Here is a 21740-nt window from a genome sequence, read left to right on the forward strand (position 1 = left end):
TGGTTATTTTTTTTAATCCGAATGTAATTCGGAAAGTGTATGCATTTAAGGAGAAGAAAAGGTCAATATGCCAATGGGGAATTCAATAATTATTAATCAGCAGATTTATCAATCTACCAATCAGTAAATCAACAAATCTGCTAATCAACATGTATGCTAATAACTACACCCGGAGAGGTCACTCACTCCCCTTACTGTAATTGGGCGCTTCACGCGTGATCATCACTCCGTGGGGGTGACTTTCAACATATCCGGCAGAAGAAATACGGGTGAATTTTGCCTCATGCAGTTTCTTAATATTCGCCGCTCCGCAATACCCCATACCGGAACGAAGTCCACCCACCATCTGATAGACCACCTCCTGCAGCGTTCCTTTAAACGGTACACGGGCTTCAATCCCCTCCGGAACAAGCTTCTTGATATCATCCTCCACATCCTGGAAATAACGGTCTTTCGAACCTTGTTGCATGGCAGAGAGTGATCCCATTCCACGATAAGATTTGAATTTACGGCCATTGAAGATAATTGTCTCACCGGGCGACTCTTCCGTGCCGGCAAGCAATGAGCCCATCATCACCGAGGAACCTCCTGCCGCCAACGCTTTTACAATATCTCCCGAATAGCGCAATCCACCGTCAGCGATCACAGGGACACCCGTGCCTTTCAGTGCGGTAGCCACTTCATAGATGGCCGACAACTGGGGTACTCCTACCCCGGCAATTACACGGGTGGTACATATCGATCCGGGGCCTATTCCCACCTTTACGGCATCGGCACCGGCATCGACCAAAAACCTGGCGGCATCTCCGGTAGCAATATTACCCACCACCACATCGATTTCGGGGAAGGTCTTCTTTACCAGCCTAAGCATATCTGCCACCCCTTTAGAATGTCCATGCGCAGTATCGATCACGATCGCATCCACACCCGCCTCAATAAGGGCTGTCGCCCTTTCGACAGAGTCGTGCGTCACACCAATTCCTGCTGCCACACGCAGTCGCCCCTGTTCATCTTTGCAGGCAAACGGCTTATCCTTCGCTTTTGTGATATCTTTATAGGTGATCAGACCAACCAACTTATTATTGGAGTCAACCACGGGCAATTTTTCGATTTTATATTGCTGAAGGATCTCCGCGGCATCCTCCAGGTTAGCCGTCTGGCGGGTAGTGACCAGATTCTCCTTTGTCATCACTTCACTGATCTGCTTCTCCATCGACTTCTCAAAACGGAGATCCCGGTTCGTGACGATACCTTCCAGTTTATTATCCCTGTCCACTACAGGAATCCCGCCGATTTTGAACTCGGCCATCATGGCCAGTGCATCAGACACTTTCTTATCGGGAGTAATACTGATAGGGTTCAGGATCATTCCGTTTTCGGCACGTTTCACGGCTCGTACCTGTTTGGCCTGCTCCGCAATGCTCATATTCTTATGGATCACACCGATCCCTCCTTCGCGGGCAATCGCGATGGCCATTGTGGTTTCGGTCACTGTATCCATAGCAGCCGACACCATAGGAATATTAAGTGATATATTTCTGGAAAACTGCGTAGAGAGATCTACATTCTTGGGGAGTACCTCCGAATAAGCGGGGACTAACAGAAGGTCGTCGAAAGTCAACCCTTCCATGATGATTTTATCTGCAATAAATGACATAAGTTTTCACTTTAAATTTTTATTGCATACAAAAGTAGGTATTTTTTCGCGAACTAATCTGATCTCTGATGTTAATTTTAATGATAGGCTTTCCTAATGTTGTTTTATCCTGCTATGGCAAGATATTTAGATTTTTAAATACTTTGGCAATATGCTCTAGAGAGTAATCTATCTGCTCTTTGGTATGTGTCGCCATCAACGAATAGCGAATGAGCGTATCGCCCGGGGAAACTGCCGGAGATACGACCGGATTGACAAAGATACCTTCTTCAAACAGAAGCTTGGTAACGAGGAAAGTCTTGTCATTGTCACGCACATAGAGAGGCATAATGGGTGTTGCGGTCGGGCCCAGCTCAAAACCTCTTTCTTTGAACTGGTTGATGGCATAATGGGTAAGTTCCCACAAATTCTTCACCCGTTCGGGTTCCGCCTTCAATATATCCAGGGCGGCTGATGCAGCAGCAGTGGCAGCAGGGGTAATACTTGCACTGAATATATTTGTCCGGGCATTGTGACGCAGGTAATTGATAACAGGGTAATCGCCCGCCACAAAACCCCCGATTGACGCCAGAGATTTACTGAAAGTACCCATCACCAGGTCCACATCATTAAGCAGGCCAAAATGATCGCACACTCCACGTCCACTGTATTTTCGACCGAGAACACCCAGGCTATGGGCTTCATCAACCATAATGTTGGCATTATATTTCTTCGCCAATTTCACAATCTCGGGTAGATTGGCCAGATCTCCCTCCATGCTGAATACACCATCTACAACAATTAATTTCACCTTTCCCTGATGGCAGCGTTTTAATTGTTTCTCCAAATGCGCCACATCGTTATGACGAAATTTAAACTTTGTAGAATAGGAAGTACGAAGTCCCTCTATAATGGAAGCATGGTCCCTTTCATCCCAGATAATAAAATCATCCCTTCCCGTGAGACATCCCAGTACCCCCTCATTGACGGTGAAGCCGGTAGAAAATACAATGGCCTCATCCTTATTCATGAAATTGGCAAGTTTCCGTTCCAACTCCAGGTGAATATCGAGTGTACCGTTCAGGAAGCGGGAACCGGCCATCCCGGTACCATATTTTTTGGTTGCGGCAACGGCCGCCTCTTTCACTTTCGGATGATTGGTCAACCCCAAATATGCATTGGAACCGAACATCAACACTTTTTTTCCGTTGATGACTACCTCGGTATCCTGGTCACTCTCAATAGCCCGGAAATAGGGGTAGATACCCGCCGCCTTTGCGCGTTGCGGAGCATCATATTTCATCATTTTTTCCCTTAAAAGATTCATCTGAAAAAAATTTAAAGAATAAGCCCCCACTTAAAAAAGTACCGGAAGCATCTTTTTAACCATGAACGCAATCAATTCGCAAAGATAGCAATTAATTTAATTTCCGAAGTAGGGTTAATTTTTGAAATATGGGGAATTTTGTTGAAACTATGTACTTATAAACATTTTAACCCGAAAAGCGTTTTAACCTCAATAGACATTAAATATGATAAACAGACAGAATTATGGTAAGTAAAGAATTAGAAATTGCAATTAATAAACAGATCAATGCCGAACTTTGGTCGGCTTATCTCTATCTTTCCATGTCGGTGCATTTTGCGCACAAAGGTCTTCCCGGCTTCGCGAACTGGTTCAAGGTACAGTTTAAGGAAGAACAGGATCATGCCCACAAGTTGATGAATTATCTTATTTCCAAAGGGAACAGGGTAGAGCTGCAACCCATTGACAAAGTAGACACATCGTGGGATTCGTTACTGCATGCATTTGAAGTGACATTAGAACACGAGAGGGTTGTTACCTCCCTTATCAACAATCTGGTCGCCATGTCACGCAAAGAAAATGACTTTGCTTCAGAAAATATGCTGCAATGGTTCGTAAGCGAACAGGTAGAAGAGGAAGAAACCGCGCAGGGTCTGATTGACGGGTTAAGGCTGATCGGCGATAATGGCTTTGGTATTTATACGATGGACAAGGAGTTGTCCAAGAGGAGTTATACTCCACTCGACACAACTACCGGCAGCGAATAATTTTTACACCGTTAATAATAACCAGAAAAATTTATAAAAAGATATTGCTTATTTTTTTCCCGGTAATCCTTTTTATATTTACTTTTACCGCCTGAAGTGTAAAATATCAATATGGATAATAAATACAGGAAACTGATCAAGTGTGTGTTGTTGGATACTGTTGGCATGGCCTCTTTGGCCATCCCTGTTATCGGCCCGTTTCTGGACGTCGTCTGGGCTCCCATAGCCGCCTCCATCAGCTATAAGATGTTCGGGGAGAGAAAAGGGAAATATACCTCACTGATCACCTTCCTTGAAGAATTGTTACCGGCTACCGACGTGATACCCTCTTTCACGATCTTCTGGTTCCTGTTCGATTTCCTGGGCATAGGGAAAGAAAAAAGCCATTTAGAGAAAACTCCCGATGCCGGTTTCGCAAAAGTACGGCAATAAATATAAGTTCCACTAAATAGCAAATAATTCCATACCCACAAAGAAAAAACATAAATAATCAAATGCATTATAAAAAGGTCTTCATCGCTGTAACAGCGATATTCTTATTGCTTTCCTGTTCCTCCGGAGCTTCAAACAAGACAGAGAGTTCCCTCTTGTGGAAAATATCAGGAAATGGATTACAGAAACCATCCTATATTTTCGGGACACATCACCTTGTCCCCATCTCCTTTCTGGATAGTATACCCGGAATTGAGGCTGCTTTCGAAGAAACAGAGCAGACCGTAGGTGAACTCGATATGAGTGACATGTCGGAGATGCAGATGAAGATCATGGGTGAAGGCATGCTACCACCGGATATTGCCTACGCGACTTTACTCTCCCCTGAAGATACAGCGGTGCTGGACAGTATGCTCCGTGCCGTAGTGGGGGTTGGTCTCGACCAATTGGGACAACTGAAGCCGGCCATGCTCTCAAACCTGGTTTCCATCTCACTCTACCAACGATATTATCCTTCTGTAGCTTCGGCGCAAAACATAGATTATTACTTCCAGGAAGAAGCACTGAAACGGTCACGTCCGGTAGTAGGACTTGAGACTGCGGAAGATCAGATCTATGTATTATTGAATTCGCAATCATTGGAACGCCAGGCTGAGATGTTGATCTGCATGGTGAAACATCCGGAAATGCTGAAAGAGCAGATGGATGAAATGCAGGCGGCCTATCATGCTCAGGATATTGAAGTCTTGCGCCAATTGTACGAAAAAGAAATACCTGACGATCCCTGCCCTTCTACGGAAGAGGAGAAAAATGTGCTGAACGGCGACCGTAATAGGAAATGGCTGGACCAACTCCCATCCATCATGGAAGATAAATCCTCATTTATTGCCGTTGGCTGCCTGCACCTGCCGGGAGACGAAGGACTGATTGAAGGACTGAAGAAATTGGGATATAATGTGGAAGCAGTCAGGTGAAACAGAATACCCCTGATCAAAACTCAATCGTTACACTATCGCCTGCATAATTTCCGTACGGCAATTCAATAACAATATGACTTCCACCCTTAGCGGCATGCCATACGGCATGCCAATTATCTCCTCCCCCTTCGATCCTGACAGAGACAAAAAGGTTGAACCTCGTCAATTCACGATTGGGATCGGAGACGGAGATTTTTGTAATTGCACCATTCTTCATTTTTACCATCACAATTCCCGGATTATCGGAAGAAAGAGTCAGATTGTCTCCGATATTTACCTCTCCTCCCTTGTAAAATACTGCCTGGCAAATATCAGTTCCGGTGTGCCTGACAGCCTGGACATAGGGGGTATTCACTAATATATCAATATTTTTTGTTGCATTATTTTGTCGCATTTTCTCTAAAGAGGTGGCGGGTACTACAATATATTCATAGGTAGCGTCGGATGGTCTCATACCGTGATCAAGCCACAATTTGAACACCTCCATGCTAACCTTCTCTTTCGGTGTGCTGGTCTGCTTGTTGATATCCCACCATGAACCGGTTGCACTGTCATTCGTCAAGGAAACCTTTGTCGATTCAGGAAAAACATATCCTATTCCATCGTGAAAGACCCAATCAACGTTTTCATGCTCTCTTTCTCCTTTGGCTATTACAGCATGTTGATTTCCGGACGAAATGACTACATCACCCCGAAGCAAACACTGATTCAATGTCGTGACTACCGGTAATTGTTGCCTGCCGGAAATACCGGCCCCCAGGCAAACATATTCATCGTCAAAGAAAAACCATGATTTGCGGGCTATCAGCGGATCGTGCGGGCTCTTGAAATCAAAAGCGACAGCACCGTATGTACCATCAGTTACTGCACCCACAAAATCGGTCAGGCCAATCTTCTGTATCTGTCCCGGAGGAGGGAGTTCCTCCTTTTGCATAATAGTGGCTCCCGGCACCTTTTGATAGTCGAATACAGGAAAAATATCAGAATATTCTTCTCCGGTTCGTGAAATATGGTTAGTCCCGTCACCCCGGTGGTGATTCAAAAGACCCTCGCTGTTGTAACCCACCTCCATATTGTATGTACGGGTGGAATACATCCTTACAGAGGTGTACCACTCCGGACGCTGATAGGCAAAGTGTTCCGTATTCCAGAAGAAGGTTGCGTGCGACAGGGTCGGTTTGATCCCGTCATTAGCCCGGATATTGACTATCTCCTGCAACTCCCCGGCCCTGTAACAGGTAGTCTTTAAAAGATCTTCCGCGCTTCGGGTACTAAATGGGCGTAAACTGCCATGACGGCTCACCTCCCGGTTTTTTGCCCCCGGATCGGGGTACTTTCCAAAGGCAGCCATTTTACAAATGCCATCCAGAAAATAATCCACCAACCGTGCTATCTTATCTTCAGAAAAAGCATAACCGGTACCGGCTGTATATACAGCCCATTCGATAAAAGAATCGGCATAGCCCAACCCGTAGGAAAGGGTATTGTTCACCCCATCCGTTCTGTGATGGAAGCTATTGCCATACTGAATGCCGCGTCCTCCCGCTGAACGGTTAGAGAATCCTCCTTCGTGCAGACGATAGGTGTAACCATATTCACGGCCGATCCATTCCACATATTTAATCTCATTTTCAATTACCCCGATCACTTTCTCAAAAGTTTCCCCATCCCCAATGAATAACATATTTTTGGCCTGGATGCCGGCAATCTTTATCCTGTCACCGCCCGGCCGTGCACCCGGTGCGTCAATGTGCGCCCGGCCTATGATCGGTTGTGTCTTTACTACCAGGTCTTTTGACAAATCATCCCCTGTTATCAGCATCAGGTTGACAAGCTGGGTAGGCGTACCAACTTCATTATGCCACCAGTTATCGCAGATATAATCATTTTCGACCCAGTGTTTGAGCGCCAACTCAATTGTATTTCTCACTTTTCTGTTTTTATAAAACTTGGATGGTTTTACCTGATATGCCCTGGCAAGCAGTACCATATTCCCCAAATGAACGGTATGCCGGAAACCTTCATTCGACACATCTTTATAGTCAATACCAGGCCACGTTCCGTCATCCCTGATGGAATCGACCAGTCTTTCCACCCTGCTATCATCCCCATGAGGAACCATGAGTGACTTCAATACCCGTGCTTTAATAACTTTCACATCGGCAGGAGTATTTACCCCGGCAGTAGCGGCCCCACTACACAGGAGCAATATACCCAGTATAACGATTAATCTTCTTATCATTGATTTATATTATTTAATCTTATAAACTCTTTCTTCACTACTATACTACTTTGTACCTTAATCGGTAAGCAAATAATTAATTATTGTCCCGCTTAAATCAATCTTTACCGGCTGATTACCTGAAACCGAGTACTCATTTTTATCATCGAGCCGGATAAAAACAGAAGCCGGAGCATCAATGCTCTTAACTTTTACATCACTGTAAGCGATATGGTGTCCTTCACCCAAATATAACGACTCCAAATTTCCATTCACATCCGTTGAAATTACACCAAAAGAGCCTGAGAAACTAAAATGATCGCCTTTAATAATCCTTTTCGCGCAATTCCCCTGAAAAATTATCTGGGCAGAACCATCCTTGTGCCAAACGCGGATTACTGTATTTTCACTGTCACACAATTCAGCGATTCTTTCCACTGACACTATCGTATTATTTTCCTTAGAGACAGAAGGTTCAAAAATACAAATAAATGGTTCTGTCCATGCCTCCTCCTCCGAACGGACTGTAAACAACGGCAATGGCCGATTGAAATATTGGCGTCCACCGGTTCTGACTGCCGGTGATTTTGCCCGGTAGTAAACCTTGTCCGATGCAGGTAAAAAGACATGCATGAATATATCCTGTCCCTGCCTGTCTTTGGCAGAAAATAGCCCCCTGACATTTTCCCTTACATTCTCCATTTTCTCCACATCAGTGAAAAATCTAAATCCGGGATAATCCTCCTCCACCAAGGGATATTTGGCAGACTCCATCTGCAAAGGGTTACCTGATTGACCTGAAAAAACAAAGGAATCACCTATATTATGATAGACATAATCGTTCGATATCTGGTTATCAGAACGGAAGATATCGATATAGTAACCGGTTGAATCGGATGTACGGATGATACCCATTGTTCGCAGCTGATTTGTATGGGTGGATATATCCAGATACCTGGTATCTGTAAATGAATGATAGGGTGAAACGCCATTCTTCCCCGGTAAAGGTTCCATAGCAGCCAACTCAACCTGTCCGATATTTTTCTTCCCGGCAGCACCGCTGAAAGGGATGGAACTGGATCTACCCGCTGCCACTACAGTGTTATGCGCCGCCCATTGACTAAAATAACCCTGGTGCAAAGGGTGTTCATAATTCGGACCCGTTCCGGCATCAATACCCATCACTTCCCCACAACCATATAGTTCCATTGCCATGCCATTGCAATGGTTGTGGTTGTAACTTGCCCCCTGTACCCCATACATAAGTCCCTGCTTTTCATCCGTACCGTTCCTTTGGAAATAGAACCGGGCAAAATCCAACTCTCCACTCCGTGCCCACACATAAGGTTGGCTCACCCCCTCCGGAAAATCGGGCAGATAGGTAAGCAACCCCATAAGCCCGGACTTACTGCGATCATACATTCCATGTCCGGTAATCGTGTTCATGGCCGCCATCATGCCCGGAACCTCAGGACGGTTATATTCCGTAGCAATCACCAATCCTATTTCCAGTGTTTCAGGACTTTGAAAAGCCCTTCCGGTATCGCCAAAGGCAGAAACATACAGATTAGGAAATGAATATTTTAACATGGCATAGGTAGCATCAAACAATTCAGGATATTGCTGAAATACCGGATATCCATTTTTCTCTAAAGTAAAGGCAGCCTTAATAAGATTGGAGACCGGGAAGTTATGGTATCCACCCGGTTCTTTCCAATGCCCATCCGGAGTCAACCACTCTTTTACAGTGGTAGCAAGACTCAAACGGCCACAGGATCCGTCGATAGTATCCCTTTCCAATACGAACTGGAGGTAATAGTCCTGTTTCTCTTTGTCATCCAGGCTCAATACAGCATACACCAAAGTTGCACTTACTGCCGCATACCAATTATTATTCCAGAATCCCCTGAATGTGAGTGTGGATGCAAATTTCTCAAAAACGTGCTGATACCGGCTCAACTCATATCCTTCCTTTTTCAAAAAAGGATATAAAAAATCGTATGCAAGTATCAAACTTTGATACCGGTTATCACCAAGTGTCTGGATATCTAAAAGTCCGGTTCGGCACGCACCTATGATGGGTTCCTGATAAAATACCCCCTGTGCCCACTGATCTAAAATATCTGCGGCAAATCTGGCATAACTCTCATCTTCTTTCAACCAGTAAATAACAGCAGCACTGAGAGCCAGGTCATTGATTTCTCCATTGATTATTGAAACAAACTGTTGTGGATCGATAAAATCTTTCTTATTGGTTTCGGTATTCAACGCCCAAATATACATGGATGTATCATTAGGTACCAACTCTTCAAGGGACGGCATAACATAGGGAGCGCCACTTTCAGTAACAGGATTCCTTTTATGGGTGGAAACCCTCACTGTGGGCACCGGAGCATCCCCCGAGTACCTTACTATATAATGGCCTGTCCCGTCATCGTATGCATGGGTGTAACGCTTTCCCTCTACCCGGTTCATAAGATACCTGCCCAGTATCCACTCCGGATCGCTTTGATGGCGCTCCACATAAGGGCTTACTTTATCATAATGCTCATTGAATATGGACTTGGCCCATTCATGTTGTTCTATTTTATCAAGAATATATTTTTTCCCGGTATCCTTCACCAGGAGACGGGGATGTTCATGTTGATTCTGCCCCGTACTATAAAAGATACCCGCACACAGCGTAAAAAGGAATACAACTACTCTGCTCATAATCTACAAAACTCAAAGACAAACAGTTTCTAAATTGATTCAAATAAATGGCCCAAAGTCTACATTTCCGAAAGCCGTACTTTTATGGAACTTTTTCCATTGTCGATAGTCCATGCAGGTATTCTTAGTTCGACACGTTTCAGGGCTTTCATCTGTCTGTCCAGTTTTAAGGGTGCAGGATAAAGAGACACAACCGACATTGCCAGGCCGGGATGGGAAATATTCTCTACCCTTAAACTCTTGCCTGACTGTCTGAGGATAACTCCATTATTTGTCAGTTCCACGTCAGAAGTAGTCATTAGCTGCCATGTAACAAGTTCTGTGGAACCGATAGTCTCAATATAATCTTCAATCACAAGCGAGGTAGCAGAATCTTTAATGAATCTCCGCTTAGCCTCCTTTAACTGCCCACGGAAGGTAGGTGTCAGATCGATGGTAGCTTCAGGCATCGCTCCATCTTTAAAATCTACAATAGTGGCTAATCCGTCAACCACATGCAGTTGGTCGTTGACAGTTAAAGTACTATGCCCAAAATTATTTTTGGTAAGCAAAGTCCATCGCTCACATTCCTGACAACGACTCCATAAATCGAACCCGGTCTGTTCCAGCTCATGATAACTCTGATTTCCCGGATCTACTACCCAGCGTACTCCGTTTAATTCGAAGACAAACGAACCGCCATCCATATTCCCATGGTTGACCGTACCTCGCCCTCCTTTTCCTCCAAAGTAATAATTATGGCGGTCACCCTTTTCTCCTGTAAAAACAACAACGGGATTAGAACCTCCCCCCTTCCAGGCCGTAGGGATCTCCCCTTTTCCTTTTTCCTCATATTGAGCAATCCACACCAGCGCTGCACCGGCGAGCCGTGATAATTTCCCCATCTTGGCGGGAGGTATTAGAAACCGTTCTTTTTCGAAAAAAGAAGCATTCCCGGATTTTGCAGCAAACCATGCGAGGGTTTCATCTCCCTGCACACTGCGCCTGTCCCCGCAATCAGCAAAATTATAATACCATCCGGATGGCGCATTCATCAGCACCCTGAAAACCGCACTCTCTTTGAATCCCGGATAGTCGGAATGTCCAAAGTCTTTTCCAAAAGCGCTCTCAAGCATGGCCACAGTAGTTGCGGAAAAGCTGGTTCCATATTCCCAGTAAGTAGAACCTTCGGGATATACCCCATCGGGCATGTATTCAACCAATGAGTGAGGCAGACCGTCCAATGCCCTTCGAATAGTCTTCGCAGCAAGTTCGGGATCTTTCCCGGCAATGGCAATAGAAGCAGCAATCATACCACCATTACATACCTGATTCCAGTTATTCGTGCCGTAGGCCCAACTCGGGTTCTTTCCATTTTCAGGCCAACCTGGAAGGATACCCTTTTCAATCAGAGCACTTTGTGCCAAGTCAATAGTTGACTGCGGAAGATCACCCGCTGTCCAGTCGAGTCCGATAGCCACCGCCATCGCCATCTCCGCCACATCAAGGAAATGGGAAGGGTTCCAGTCCCGGAAATTACAAACTGCTACCAGTTCGTCATTGATCCGCTCCAGTATTTTCGGATCTTTATCGATGCGATACACCATTCCGAGCATATTCATGCGGTAAAGCATTTCGCGGGAGACCGACAATAACCGCCGTCCGGTCTGAATCCTTTCCAATAAAGGCTCCTCCATGACTTTGCCGGCGTTCAACCGGATAGCCTCATACATATTCCGGGTAACCGGGTCTGTCTTCAGCTTTCGCCTGAGCGTCTTTTCCGCAGAACTGTTCAAGACAAGGCGGGGTTGGGATTTCCTCAGATTTTTTTTCAGGTATTGCACCGTCATGGGGTTGTCGAGTTTGGGAATATCATCCCTGCCCGACGCTTTCAACAGACCTGATATTGAGGAGGATGAAAGCATTATAATACATAAAAAAGAGATAACATAATAATGTTGTGTTTTCATATTTGTCTAAATAATTTCATTTTATTTTCCTATTTCAGCTTTCATCCATACCCTCAACCGGGGTTCAGTATTTTATCGAACTTCCTGGACAACAGGTGCCCCGTTGGCCAGGCGTTCCCTGCGAACAAGCGACTCGATAAAATAGTAGTCAGCATATATGATCGGCACATTAATCTCCGAACCATGCGGCAAATGACCGATGCTCGATATGGTTAGGAAACCGTGCTGCTCATGCAAGCCGGCACGATACTTCTTCGAGACACTCTCAATGATCCGGTCTGCCATTTCCCGATAATAGTCCCCCTTATCCGTACCCATCGTAGATAGTTCATACAATGCGGAAGCTGTAATGGTTCCGGCAGAAACATCACGGGGTGCATCGGGAATATCCGGAGTATCAAAATCCCAGTAGGGAACCTTATCTTCCGGCAGGTTCGGATGTGCCAGTATAAAGTTGGCGATCGCCTCTGCCTGTTCCAAATACCTCTTATCTCCTGTCTCCCTGAAACACAGGGTATATCCATATAAACCCCACGCCTGTCCCCTTGCCCAGGCCGATTCATGCGAATACCCCTGGTGTGTATGGAACTGGATAGCCTTTCCGTCGCCGGCAGCATCATAATCAACCACATGGAAGCTACTGTAATCGGGCCTGAAGTGGTTCTGCATGGTCGTATTGGCATGGGTAACGGCAATATCCCGGTACTTAGGGTCTCCGCTGACCTTCGATGCCCAGAAGAGAAGTTCGAGATTCATCATATTATCAATAATGACCGGGAACTGCCATTTATCACCATTATGGTCCCATGAACGAATACATCCTATAAGAGGATTATAACGGGAGATTAACGATTCGGCCGTTTCAAGCAGGATATCCTGATATCCCGGCACGCCGGATAACCGTAAACCGTTTCCATAACTGCAATACATCATAAATCCCAGGTCGTGTGTCCCTTTGTAGCTCTTTAACGACTCCAGGTAACCGGTATGTTTTATTGCCGCTGCCTTCCAATAATCATCATTGGTCAGTTCATACATATACCAGAGATTGCCCGGGAAGAACCCGGAAGTCCAGTCCCGGGCTCTTACCAACCGCAGCGAACCATCCGGTTCAATATTCCTCGGGGAAGGGCGTTCTTCTGGAGTAGTACCGTTTATCTGATGGGCCGCATCAATGGCTTCAAAGGCAAACCGGAGCTGCTGTTCAGCAAACGCAAGATTATCTCTTACCAGAGCATCCTTCATCTTCCCGGGGGATGACTGTGAAGTACACCCCACAAATACAATCACAAGTAATAATAAATAGTTTTTTTGCATATTTACATTTTATAACGTTTCATACTGATAGTCACCTCACTTGCAGTCGCTTTATTGATGTATACGAAAGCACGGTAAGCTCCATCACCGGTTTCAACTATTCAACAGACTGTCCGTTACTCACTTTCGCCGAAAATTTATATGAGACCTCTTTTCCAGTATCGGTCGAGATTTAACGAGTGAAAAAACAAATTGGTATAAATGTGGAGTCCAGTATTCATACAAAACAATGAAATCTTTGTATGAATCACACATTAACCCACGTAATATATATTTTTTCATTTCTCATTATAAATCACATGATTTATAAAATTAAAAAAAATACCGAAAACTATAATCCTCCGTGTACGAACACACAAGTTACCATAAACGATCCAACATTCAAAGAATAACCCTTCAGCTGAAAATCAACCGAAAACACCATTTATCAGCAGGATAACGCCTGTAAAATTAATAAAATTCTACAAATTACCACCTTCTATGTACTCAATTTATTCAATCGCACTCTCAAAATAACGCAAACCCAAGCAATAATAGAACTTCCAGAATAGTAGTGACTGATGAGGGGTAATAATAGATGCAGGTATCATCTTTTCTCCAGCAACACCACATTTTCCACATGATGCGTGTGGGGAAACATGTCGACAGGTTGCACACGGGTAACCCTGTACTTGCCATCAAGCAAGCTCAGGTCGCGTGCCTGTGTGGCAGGATTACAACTTACATACACAATCCGCTCCGGTTCAGCCAGAAGGATCGCATCAATCACATCATTGTGCATACCGGCCCGGGGCGGATCGGTGATAATCACATCCGGACGTCCATGCTCAGATATAAAATCGGCAGTAAGCACATCTTTCATATCACCGGCATAAAAGAGGGTGTTATCAATTCCGTTCAAACGTGAATTCTCATGTGCATCATGAATAGCTTCAGGAACATATTCTATCCCCACCACCTTTTTGGCATTCCGCGCCACGAAATTGGCAATGCTGCCGGTACCGGTGTAAAGGTCGTAGACCGTCTCCTTTCCTGACAATTGTGCAAAATCACGCGCTACTTTATAAAGATTATACGCCTGTTCGCTATTGGTCTGGAAAAACGATTTGGGACCGATTTTGAATTTAAGCCCTTCCATCTCTTCGTAAATATGATCGCGACCACGCCAGACAATCACTTCCTGATCGGTGATCGTATCGTTGGCTTTTTGGTTGACGACATAGAGTAATGAAGTGATTTGCGGAAATTCTTCGGTAATGAAATTCATCAGTTTCTCTCTTTTTTCCGGATCGTCTTCATAAAAGACCACGATCACCATCCATTCTCCAATGGAACTGTTGCGGATGATGAGCGTACGCATCAGTCCCACCTGGTTGCGAAGGTCGAAAAAGGTGTAACCGTTCTCCAGGCAAAACTCCCGGACTGCATTCCTTATCTGGTTGGAGAGGTCATCCTGAAGCCAGCATTTATCGATATCCAGTACTTTATCGAACATTCCGGGGATATGAAAACCCAGTGCATTCATATTGTCGAACGTTTCGTTGCTCGCTATTTGTGCTTCGGTCAACCATTTCTTATTGGAAAAGGTGAATTCCAGTTTATTCCTGTAAAAGGTTGCATGAGACGCACCCAGAATGGGGTTAAAGTCGGGCAGATCGATCTTTCCTATCCGCTCAAGGTTATCCGTCACCTGCCGGTGCTTCTGCTTCAACTGCTCGTTATAAGGCAACATCTGCCACTTACAACCGCCACAGACTCCAAAATGACTACAAAATGGCACCGTTCTGTTTTCTGCATATTTTTCAATGCGTACCACCCTACCCTCTGCAAAGCTGTTCTTTTTCCGTGTCAACTGAATATCCACCACATCTCCGGGCACTGCAAAAGGCACGAAGACAGCCATGCCGTCTACCTTGGCAATCGCCTTACCCTCGGCAGCCACATCAGTAATAAGAATATTTTCCAATAAGGGAAGTTGCTTTTTCTTTCTTGCCATCTGTCTCACTTTACAACTACAAAGATAAAATTTATCCACTGATTTCTTTTATACATCATAAAACAAAATCAGGTTTGTCCGTTGAAAAGGATTTCGGACACACGGCCTTAACGCTCTTTGCAAATTAGTGTACTCTTTTAATCAGAGAGCTCAATAAAGTCAATACCGATCTGATTTTTATCCGCTGGCATCAAATATTCCATATTCAGGAGATTCCTCCCTCTATTAATCACTACATTCTTCAATGTATATTCATTGATTATATCATTCTCTTCGAATGAATCTATAATTACACCATCTCCCTGATTAATTGAAAGTGAAAAAGTTCCATACTTCGGACCTTTGGAAAATTGAATTGTCACATCAGACACCCGCTCCTCATTTGAGAAAAAAGATAGCGTAAGAGTATCTTTTGGTTTCATATCACTCCAAAAAACCTGCATATTATTACTCCATCCTCTGTTAACATTGTTGCTGTAACGAAAATTACCTCCTGTTACTTTTTCTAATATCATATTCTCAGCTTCTACCTTATTATTCACTATTAGAGGTGAAACTACATCTTCGCGACTCATTGCTACGGGAAAAGATGCATCTGAGAGGTTTGAACGAGGAATATTTTTTATATCTTTGGGACTGATGTACCAAAAAGTAATGGGTGAAAAATGGATCACAGCCTTTGTCCAATGCCACATCTCCATGTCAAATCTTAAAGATTTTTCGAAGGGTATTGCATCCAGTGAGCGAAACCTGACATTGTTTGTATACCCCGGATCAAAATTCCCACTGCCATCCGGTTGAGCTATAAAAGGATGTCCTGTAAATTTTTCCGGCCGACACCATGCATATCCGTAATAATCTTCAGTTCCGGTTCCGAAATGCGAAGGAAAAGATTCACCGTCGACATATATTTTCTCATCACCTTCTCCCCACCATGCGTAGACAGTATTGAACAAAGTTAAGCAGTCCCCGACATACACTCCTCGTCCTTTTAACTTCACGTAATTTATATCGAAGGGAAAACCGTCTCCTTCATTATTTTTCATTTCCCCTGTGCTTAAAAAGCTATATTGTTTCCAGGTCGAACAAAAATACATTGTGTTTTTCGTCCATTTATAGGGAAGAGTGATGATCTCCGCATAGTCAATCTTCACATCCTGATCCCCTCTGTTTTCAAGCAAAATATCACATTTTCTCTTAAAAGGCATTACCCAATAACAAGACATAGTGCCGTCATCTTCAATTTTCGTGTACCATGAACTGTTTTTTCTTATTTTATACCCGGTTCCGAAAAAGTCGCCTATGGGACAACTAATTGCCTTATTACCATCGAACAAAATATGAATTATTGTACTGCGTAATGCCTGTTCATAATTCCCGGCATTCATCCTGAGGGTTATTTTGCGTATTGCTGAATGATCGTTATGTATAGTCAAATTCAGATTTTCACCCACAGGAATTAATCCTTGCAATGTGTCTTTTTTCATTTCCTGTGAAATGAGGACATCCTTATCTGTTAGCTTTTTCTGAGTCGTATCTATTAGTTCTTTTGCGGCAAGCAACTGGGACATTTCAAAGGTTTTTACTTGCGTTTTACTTTCATATATACGATAATTTATATTGTAATATATGGCTTCTTCTTCCCCGCTTTTAGCTCCCATGCTCTTTATATTATCACTCTCATAAGTAATTTTGCATTTGCCGGAATAAGGTATTGGTAAATAAAGATTATGCCCTCTCATACCATAATCCGTCAGGTCCGATACGGAACTCGAAAGAGGCGCTCCTACCAATTGTCCCCCGCTGATAATGCTTAAAGCGTCGCCCTCAATTGCGGGGGTAGAATAATCATCGAGATATATCCTTAATATCCCTCTCCCTGAATCTTTACCGGAAAAAGTCATCCATATACGGACAATTGCCCCGGGACCTTTTGCATCCATCAGGACATATTCTTTTCGATCATGATCGACTTCTGTTCTTAAAAACATGTTCCGGTCCCAATTGGCAAACCAGCTTTTGAGATCAGGATCTACAGATGCCCTGTCATAACTGCTGAATTGTCTACATGTATAAAATGGCGAGGGGTATTCCGCCAGATTTTCTCTATCTGTCATTTCTTGCAGAAGACTTTCGAATGACACAACCTGTTGGGAATAGGTAACGTTGAAACTTATCAGTAACATAAAAAATAATATCCCCAGTTGATGGACTGTTGAATTCATGCTATTTTCTTATTAAATACAAATTCATGAAAACCAAAGTTAATTCATAAATTTGCTGTTGAAGAAAATATTGTGCCATAAAAGTGTAATATTTTCTCATCAAAGTTCTATTTAACTGTTTTTATAAACCAGAGACCATTCACTCCTGCAAAGGAACATGGTGGTTGGATACTGAATGATACTGATTTGAATTTCAATTTATAAATTGTAAAGATCATGAAGCCGAAGGTACTTGTCGTGTTTTATTTGTGTTTTCTCAATGGTATCCTTGTGAAGGGTTCTGATTACTATTTCAGAAATATGGCTGTGGAGGATGGCTTATCACAAAATATGGTCTATTCCATCATGCAGGATAAAACCGGTTTTATGTGGTTTGGCACAATGGATGGTTTGAATAGATACGATGGCATACAATTCAGGATCTTTAAGAAAGGAAATGGAGAAGCATATACAATCGGTTCAAATAAAATTTTCTCAATACTTCAGAATGAGGATGAAAAAATTTGGATTGGAACAGCGAACGGGATTTACATCTACGATCCTTTATATGAAAGTTTCAGTCGATTCAATGTGCAATCGGATGAGGGAGGGGAAATAGATGGGATTGTAAGAGATCTGAAGTTGGATAAAGAGGGTAATGTATGGATAATAGTTCAAGACAAAGGAGTATATTGTTATTGCCAGGGTAATTTGAAAAGCTATCTATTAGGAGATACACATGTAAGAGAGCTCCTATTCGATACCAGGGATAACCTATGGGTCGCTACACACGGAAGGGGTTTGTTGAAAATCAATACCGAAAGTGCCGAAACTGTACAGTTTTTATTGGATGAAGAAAAAATAGACAGCCCGGACAATAGTATTAATGTAATTCTCTCGTACAATTCTCATTATATGCTCGTCGGAACAGTAAATAAGGGAGTGCAGAAATTCGATCTGGAAAATGAGACTTTCACTCCATTTCTGGAAAAAGGAAACGATGGAAAAACGCTTTTTGTAAGATGCATGATCAAGACGGAGAATCAGGAGTTATGGATCGGAACGGAAACAGGGATTTACATCTATGATCTTAAAACAGAAAGATATCTTAACTTGAAGCATATTTATAATGATCCTTATTCATTATCGGATAATGCGATTCACAGTCTGTTCCAAGATCGGGAAGGGGGAATATGGGTCGGCACTTTTTTTGGAGGAATTTGCTATTTCAACTACGCTTTCTCACAGTTTGAGAAATATTATCCAATCGTCGGGGAAAATTCAATTAGTGGAAAAAGTATCAGTGAATTTTGTGAAGATTTCTCTAAAAAAATATGGATCGGGACAGAAGATGCCGGTCTTAACTGGTTTGACCCTCTAATGAAAACTTTTGGGAAAAGTTCTATACCCGCTAAAAATATCCATTCGCTGCTGTGCGATGAGAACAGGCTTTGGGTGGGTACATTCTCTGAAGGGCTTTATGTTTCGGATCTCCTCACCGGAGAAATTAAATCATATAAAAATTCATTATCCGAAAATTCCATTAAGGACGATAATATTTATTCTATTTATAAAGACTCTTCCGGCAAAATATGGATCGGTTCAATGACCGGGCTTCAATATTTTGACGGGATATCCAATGATTTTAGGAGAATCAATGAGGATAGGATTAATAATCAGGTCAATGACATACTTGAGGATTATAAGGGAACCTTGTGGTTCGCTACTATTGGAGACGGGGTCTTCTCATACAATAGATTTTCAGACGAATGGTTCCATCATCCATCCACTGTGAATAATACCGACGATACGGGAAAATCTATCATCTGCTTATTGCAAGACAAGAAGAACAGACTCTGGATTGGTACCGAAGGGGCTGGCCTCGGGATCTATGACGTCAATACGAACTCTTTTAAAAGTGCAATCACATCTGATACCGGATTACCGAATGATGTCATTTACAGATTAATAGAAGATAACAAAGGATATATTTGGGGTAGTACCAACAAGGGTATTTTCAGGTTGAACCCCGACAATATGGATGTGACAGTATATACTCATTCAAACGGATTATTAGGGGATCAATTTAATTACAAATCCGGGTTTAAAAGTTATGACGGGAAAATATATTTCGGGGGAGTAAAAGGATTTGTTGCCTTTATGCCTGATAACCTGGGGATAAATGAATATATACCGCCCGTAGTCCTGAATAGTTTTCAAATTCAGAATAAAGAAGTCACATTAACAGAAAAAAATTCTCCGTTAGAAAAATCCATTACTTATACTCATAGCATCAAGGTTCCACACAATGTTTCAGTGTTTAGTATAGGTTTTGCAGCGCTAAGTTATACGTATCCCGGCGGAAATATGTATGCTTATAAACTGGAGGGGCGTGATAACGAATGGATCTATGTCGATCAGGTACATCAGGTAAATTATTCTGATTTATCACCGGGTAATTATGTTTTCAGAGTAAAGGGATCTAATAGTGACGGTATTTGGAATGAAACGGAAACCTCATTAAAAATTGATGTGTTACCGCCCTGGTACAGGACTTTTGTGGCCTTTTTGTTTTATATTGTGGCAATAAGCGGCATAATATCCTTTAGCATATATAACTTTGTTCGCAGGACCAAACGTCGTAATGATCTATTACTGACAGAACTCGAAAATACCAAAGAAAAAGAATTATACACAGCAAAGATCGATTTTTTCACGCACATTACACATGAGATAAGGACCCCTTTAAGCCTGATTAAAATCCCATTGGGAGATGTAATGAAAAATATTGATATATACAATCCAAACTGGGACAATCTTACAATCGTTCAACGTAATGTGGATCGATTGCTCAAACTGGTCAATGAGCTCATGGATTTTAGAAAGACAGAGTCCCGGATCCTTAGTTTGAATTTCGTAAAGACCGATGTTGTAGGTATTATAAAAGATACTATCAGCAGATTCAAACCAAGTCTGGATTCTAAAAAAATAGTTTTTCAAAATAGTTTTTCAATTGAAAGTCTGTATGCCGATGTGGATAGGGAAGTATTTACCAAGATAATAAGTAATTTATTTTCTAATGCGTTGAAACATTCTCTTACAGTAGTAGAAATGAAATTCAGTCACAATGAAAAAAATTTCACTATAGAAATAGAGAATGATGGAGACACTATTCCTGATGAGTATCTGAAAAAAATATTTGAGCCGTTCTTTAAATTAAATAGAAACGTACAGGGTACCGGTATAGGTCTTGCATTTGTGAAATCATTGGTAGAACTTCATAAAGGAACGATATACTGTGATAACTCTAAACCCGATAGAACTATTTTTGTGATGATCCTGCCTATTAATCAGGATTACAGTATAAATATAAATGATGATGAACAAACAAACAGAATGTACGATACACCGTCGAAATCAGCACATACCTTACCAATCCATTCCAGGAGACCAAATCATACAATCCTTACAGTGGAAGACAATGAAGAATTTCAACAACTTCTTTATAAACACCTGACAAAGAAATATAATGTATTGCAGAGCAAAAACGGGTTAGAAGCCATGAGTATCATGGATAAAGAAAATATAGATGTAGTGATCTGTGATATAATGATGTCGGTAATGGATGGCTTAGAATTTTGCAAGACAATGAAAGAGAATATAAAATATAGCCATATACCGGTAATCCTGCTGACCGCCAGAACCAATCTGGAATCTAAAATTGAAGGGATAAACTGTGGAGCGGATGAATATATAGAAAAGCCTTACTCCGTGGATTATCTTATGGCCAGGATTGACAATCTGTTAGAGAACCGGAGAAAGATGCAGGAAGCATTCAAAAATTCACCCGAACTGGCCTTTAAAAGTATTACTCATTCAAAGGCTGATGAAGAATTTCTACAAAAACTGATAGGTATTATTCATGATAATCTGGATGAGCCCGATCTAAATATAGATAAATTGGCGGAAGAAATGGCGCTAAGCCGCTCTACCCTTTACAGGAAAGTTAAAAATGTATCGGAATTGTCTCCCAATGATTTCATTTTACTTATCAGACTTAAAAAAGCCGCTGAACTTATTAAACAAAAACAATATCAAATCAATGAAATCGCATATATGGTAGGTTTTAGCTCTCCAAATTATTTTTCGAAATGCTTCTTTAAGCAGTTCGGTGTTCCTCCCAAAGATTTTTAGGGGACAGTGAATACATTGTTCGTCTTATT

13 protein-coding genes are annotated in these 21740 nt (G+C 42.5%); 4 read left to right on the forward strand and 9 right to left on the reverse strand.

Going from position 1 to position 21740, the window contains the following annotated elements:
* Positions 1 to 178: 178 nt before the first annotated feature.
* Both guaB and spt read right to left on the reverse strand, forming a co-directional pair.
* Positions 179 to 1657 (reverse strand): IMP dehydrogenase, encoded by a 1479-nt coding sequence (gene guaB / locus PSM36_RS15415; RefSeq protein ID WP_076931665.1) that lies wholly within the window; start codon positions 1655 to 1657, stop codon positions 179 to 181.
* A 112-nt stretch (positions 1658 to 1769) separates the two neighbouring features.
* Positions 1770 to 2963: a serine palmitoyltransferase gene (gene spt / locus PSM36_RS15420; RefSeq protein ID WP_076932320.1), complete on the reverse strand. Its 1194-nt coding sequence runs from the start codon at positions 2961 to 2963 to the stop codon at positions 1770 to 1772.
* Between the two features lie 224 nt (positions 2964 to 3187).
* Here spt and PSM36_RS15425 point away from each other — a divergent pair, with 224 nt between their 5' ends.
* The 3 genes from PSM36_RS15425 to PSM36_RS15435 all read left to right on the forward strand — a co-directional run bounded on the left by PSM36_RS15425 (position 3188) and on the right by PSM36_RS15435 (position 5115).
* Positions 3188 to 3709 (forward strand): ferritin, encoded by a 522-nt coding sequence (locus PSM36_RS15425; RefSeq protein WP_076931666.1) that lies wholly within the window; start codon positions 3188 to 3190, stop codon positions 3707 to 3709.
* Between the two features lie 111 nt (positions 3710 to 3820).
* Positions 3821 to 4141, forward strand: coding sequence for a hypothetical protein (locus PSM36_RS15430; protein WP_076931667.1), 321 nt, complete (start codon positions 3821 to 3823; stop codon positions 4139 to 4141).
* Between the two features lie 62 nt (positions 4142 to 4203).
* The gene (locus PSM36_RS15435) at positions 4204 to 5115 is read left to right on the forward strand and encodes a TraB/GumN family protein (RefSeq protein WP_076931668.1); all 912 of its coding nucleotides are present in this window, start codon (positions 4204 to 4206) and stop codon (positions 5113 to 5115) included.
* A 16-nt stretch (positions 5116 to 5131) separates the two neighbouring features.
* Here the strand turns inward: PSM36_RS15435 and PSM36_RS15440 are convergent, their stop codons facing one another.
* The 7 genes from PSM36_RS15440 to PSM36_RS15465 all read right to left on the reverse strand — a co-directional run bounded on the left by PSM36_RS15440 (position 5132) and on the right by PSM36_RS15465 (position 17538).
* Entirely contained in the window at positions 5132 to 7360 is a 2229-nt protein-coding gene (locus PSM36_RS15440) for a polysaccharide lyase family 8 super-sandwich domain-containing protein (RefSeq protein ID WP_076931669.1), read from the reverse strand.
* A 57-nt stretch (positions 7361 to 7417) separates the two neighbouring features.
* Positions 7418 to 10051, reverse strand: coding sequence for a heparinase II/III domain-containing protein (locus PSM36_RS15445; protein WP_076931670.1), 2634 nt, complete (start codon positions 10049 to 10051; stop codon positions 7418 to 7420).
* A gap of 59 nt (positions 10052 to 10110) precedes the next feature.
* A complete protein-coding gene (locus PSM36_RS15450; RefSeq protein WP_076931671.1) occupies positions 10111 to 12000 on the reverse strand; it encodes a heparinase II/III domain-containing protein in 1890 nt (629 codons plus the stop codon).
* Positions 12001 to 12072: 72 nt separating this feature from the next.
* Positions 12073 to 13317, reverse strand: coding sequence for a glycoside hydrolase family 88 protein (locus PSM36_RS15455; RefSeq protein ID WP_076931672.1), 1245 nt, complete (start codon positions 13315 to 13317; stop codon positions 12073 to 12075).
* Positions 13318 to 13319: 2 nt separating this feature from the next.
* Positions 13320 to 13418 carry a DUF4466 family protein gene (locus tag PSM36_RS17840; protein WP_317042247.1) on the reverse strand — a complete coding sequence of 33 codons (99 nt, stop codon included), beginning with the start codon at positions 13416 to 13418 and terminating at the stop codon, positions 13320 to 13322.
* A 485-nt stretch (positions 13419 to 13903) separates the two neighbouring features.
* Complete coding sequence (gene rlmD, locus PSM36_RS15460; protein WP_076931673.1) at positions 13904 to 15313, reverse strand: 23S rRNA (uracil(1939)-C(5))-methyltransferase RlmD; 1410 nt, start codon at positions 15311 to 15313, stop codon at positions 13904 to 13906.
* Between the two features lie 137 nt (positions 15314 to 15450).
* Positions 15451 to 17538: a glycoside hydrolase family 172 protein gene (locus tag PSM36_RS15465; protein WP_083711093.1), complete on the reverse strand. Its 2088-nt coding sequence runs from the start codon at positions 17536 to 17538 to the stop codon at positions 15451 to 15453.
* Positions 17539 to 17754: 216 nt separating this feature from the next.
* Between PSM36_RS15465 and PSM36_RS15470 the strand changes: the two genes are divergently transcribed.
* On the forward strand, positions 17755 to 21711 hold the full coding sequence (locus PSM36_RS15470; protein WP_076931674.1) for a hybrid sensor histidine kinase/response regulator transcription factor: 3957 nt from the start codon (positions 17755 to 17757) through the stop codon (positions 21709 to 21711).
* Positions 21712 to 21740 lie beyond the last annotated feature (29 nt).

Source organism: Proteiniphilum saccharofermentans (assembly GCF_900095135.1).
GTDB lineage: Bacteria > Bacteroidota > Bacteroidia > Bacteroidales > Dysgonomonadaceae > Proteiniphilum > Proteiniphilum saccharofermentans.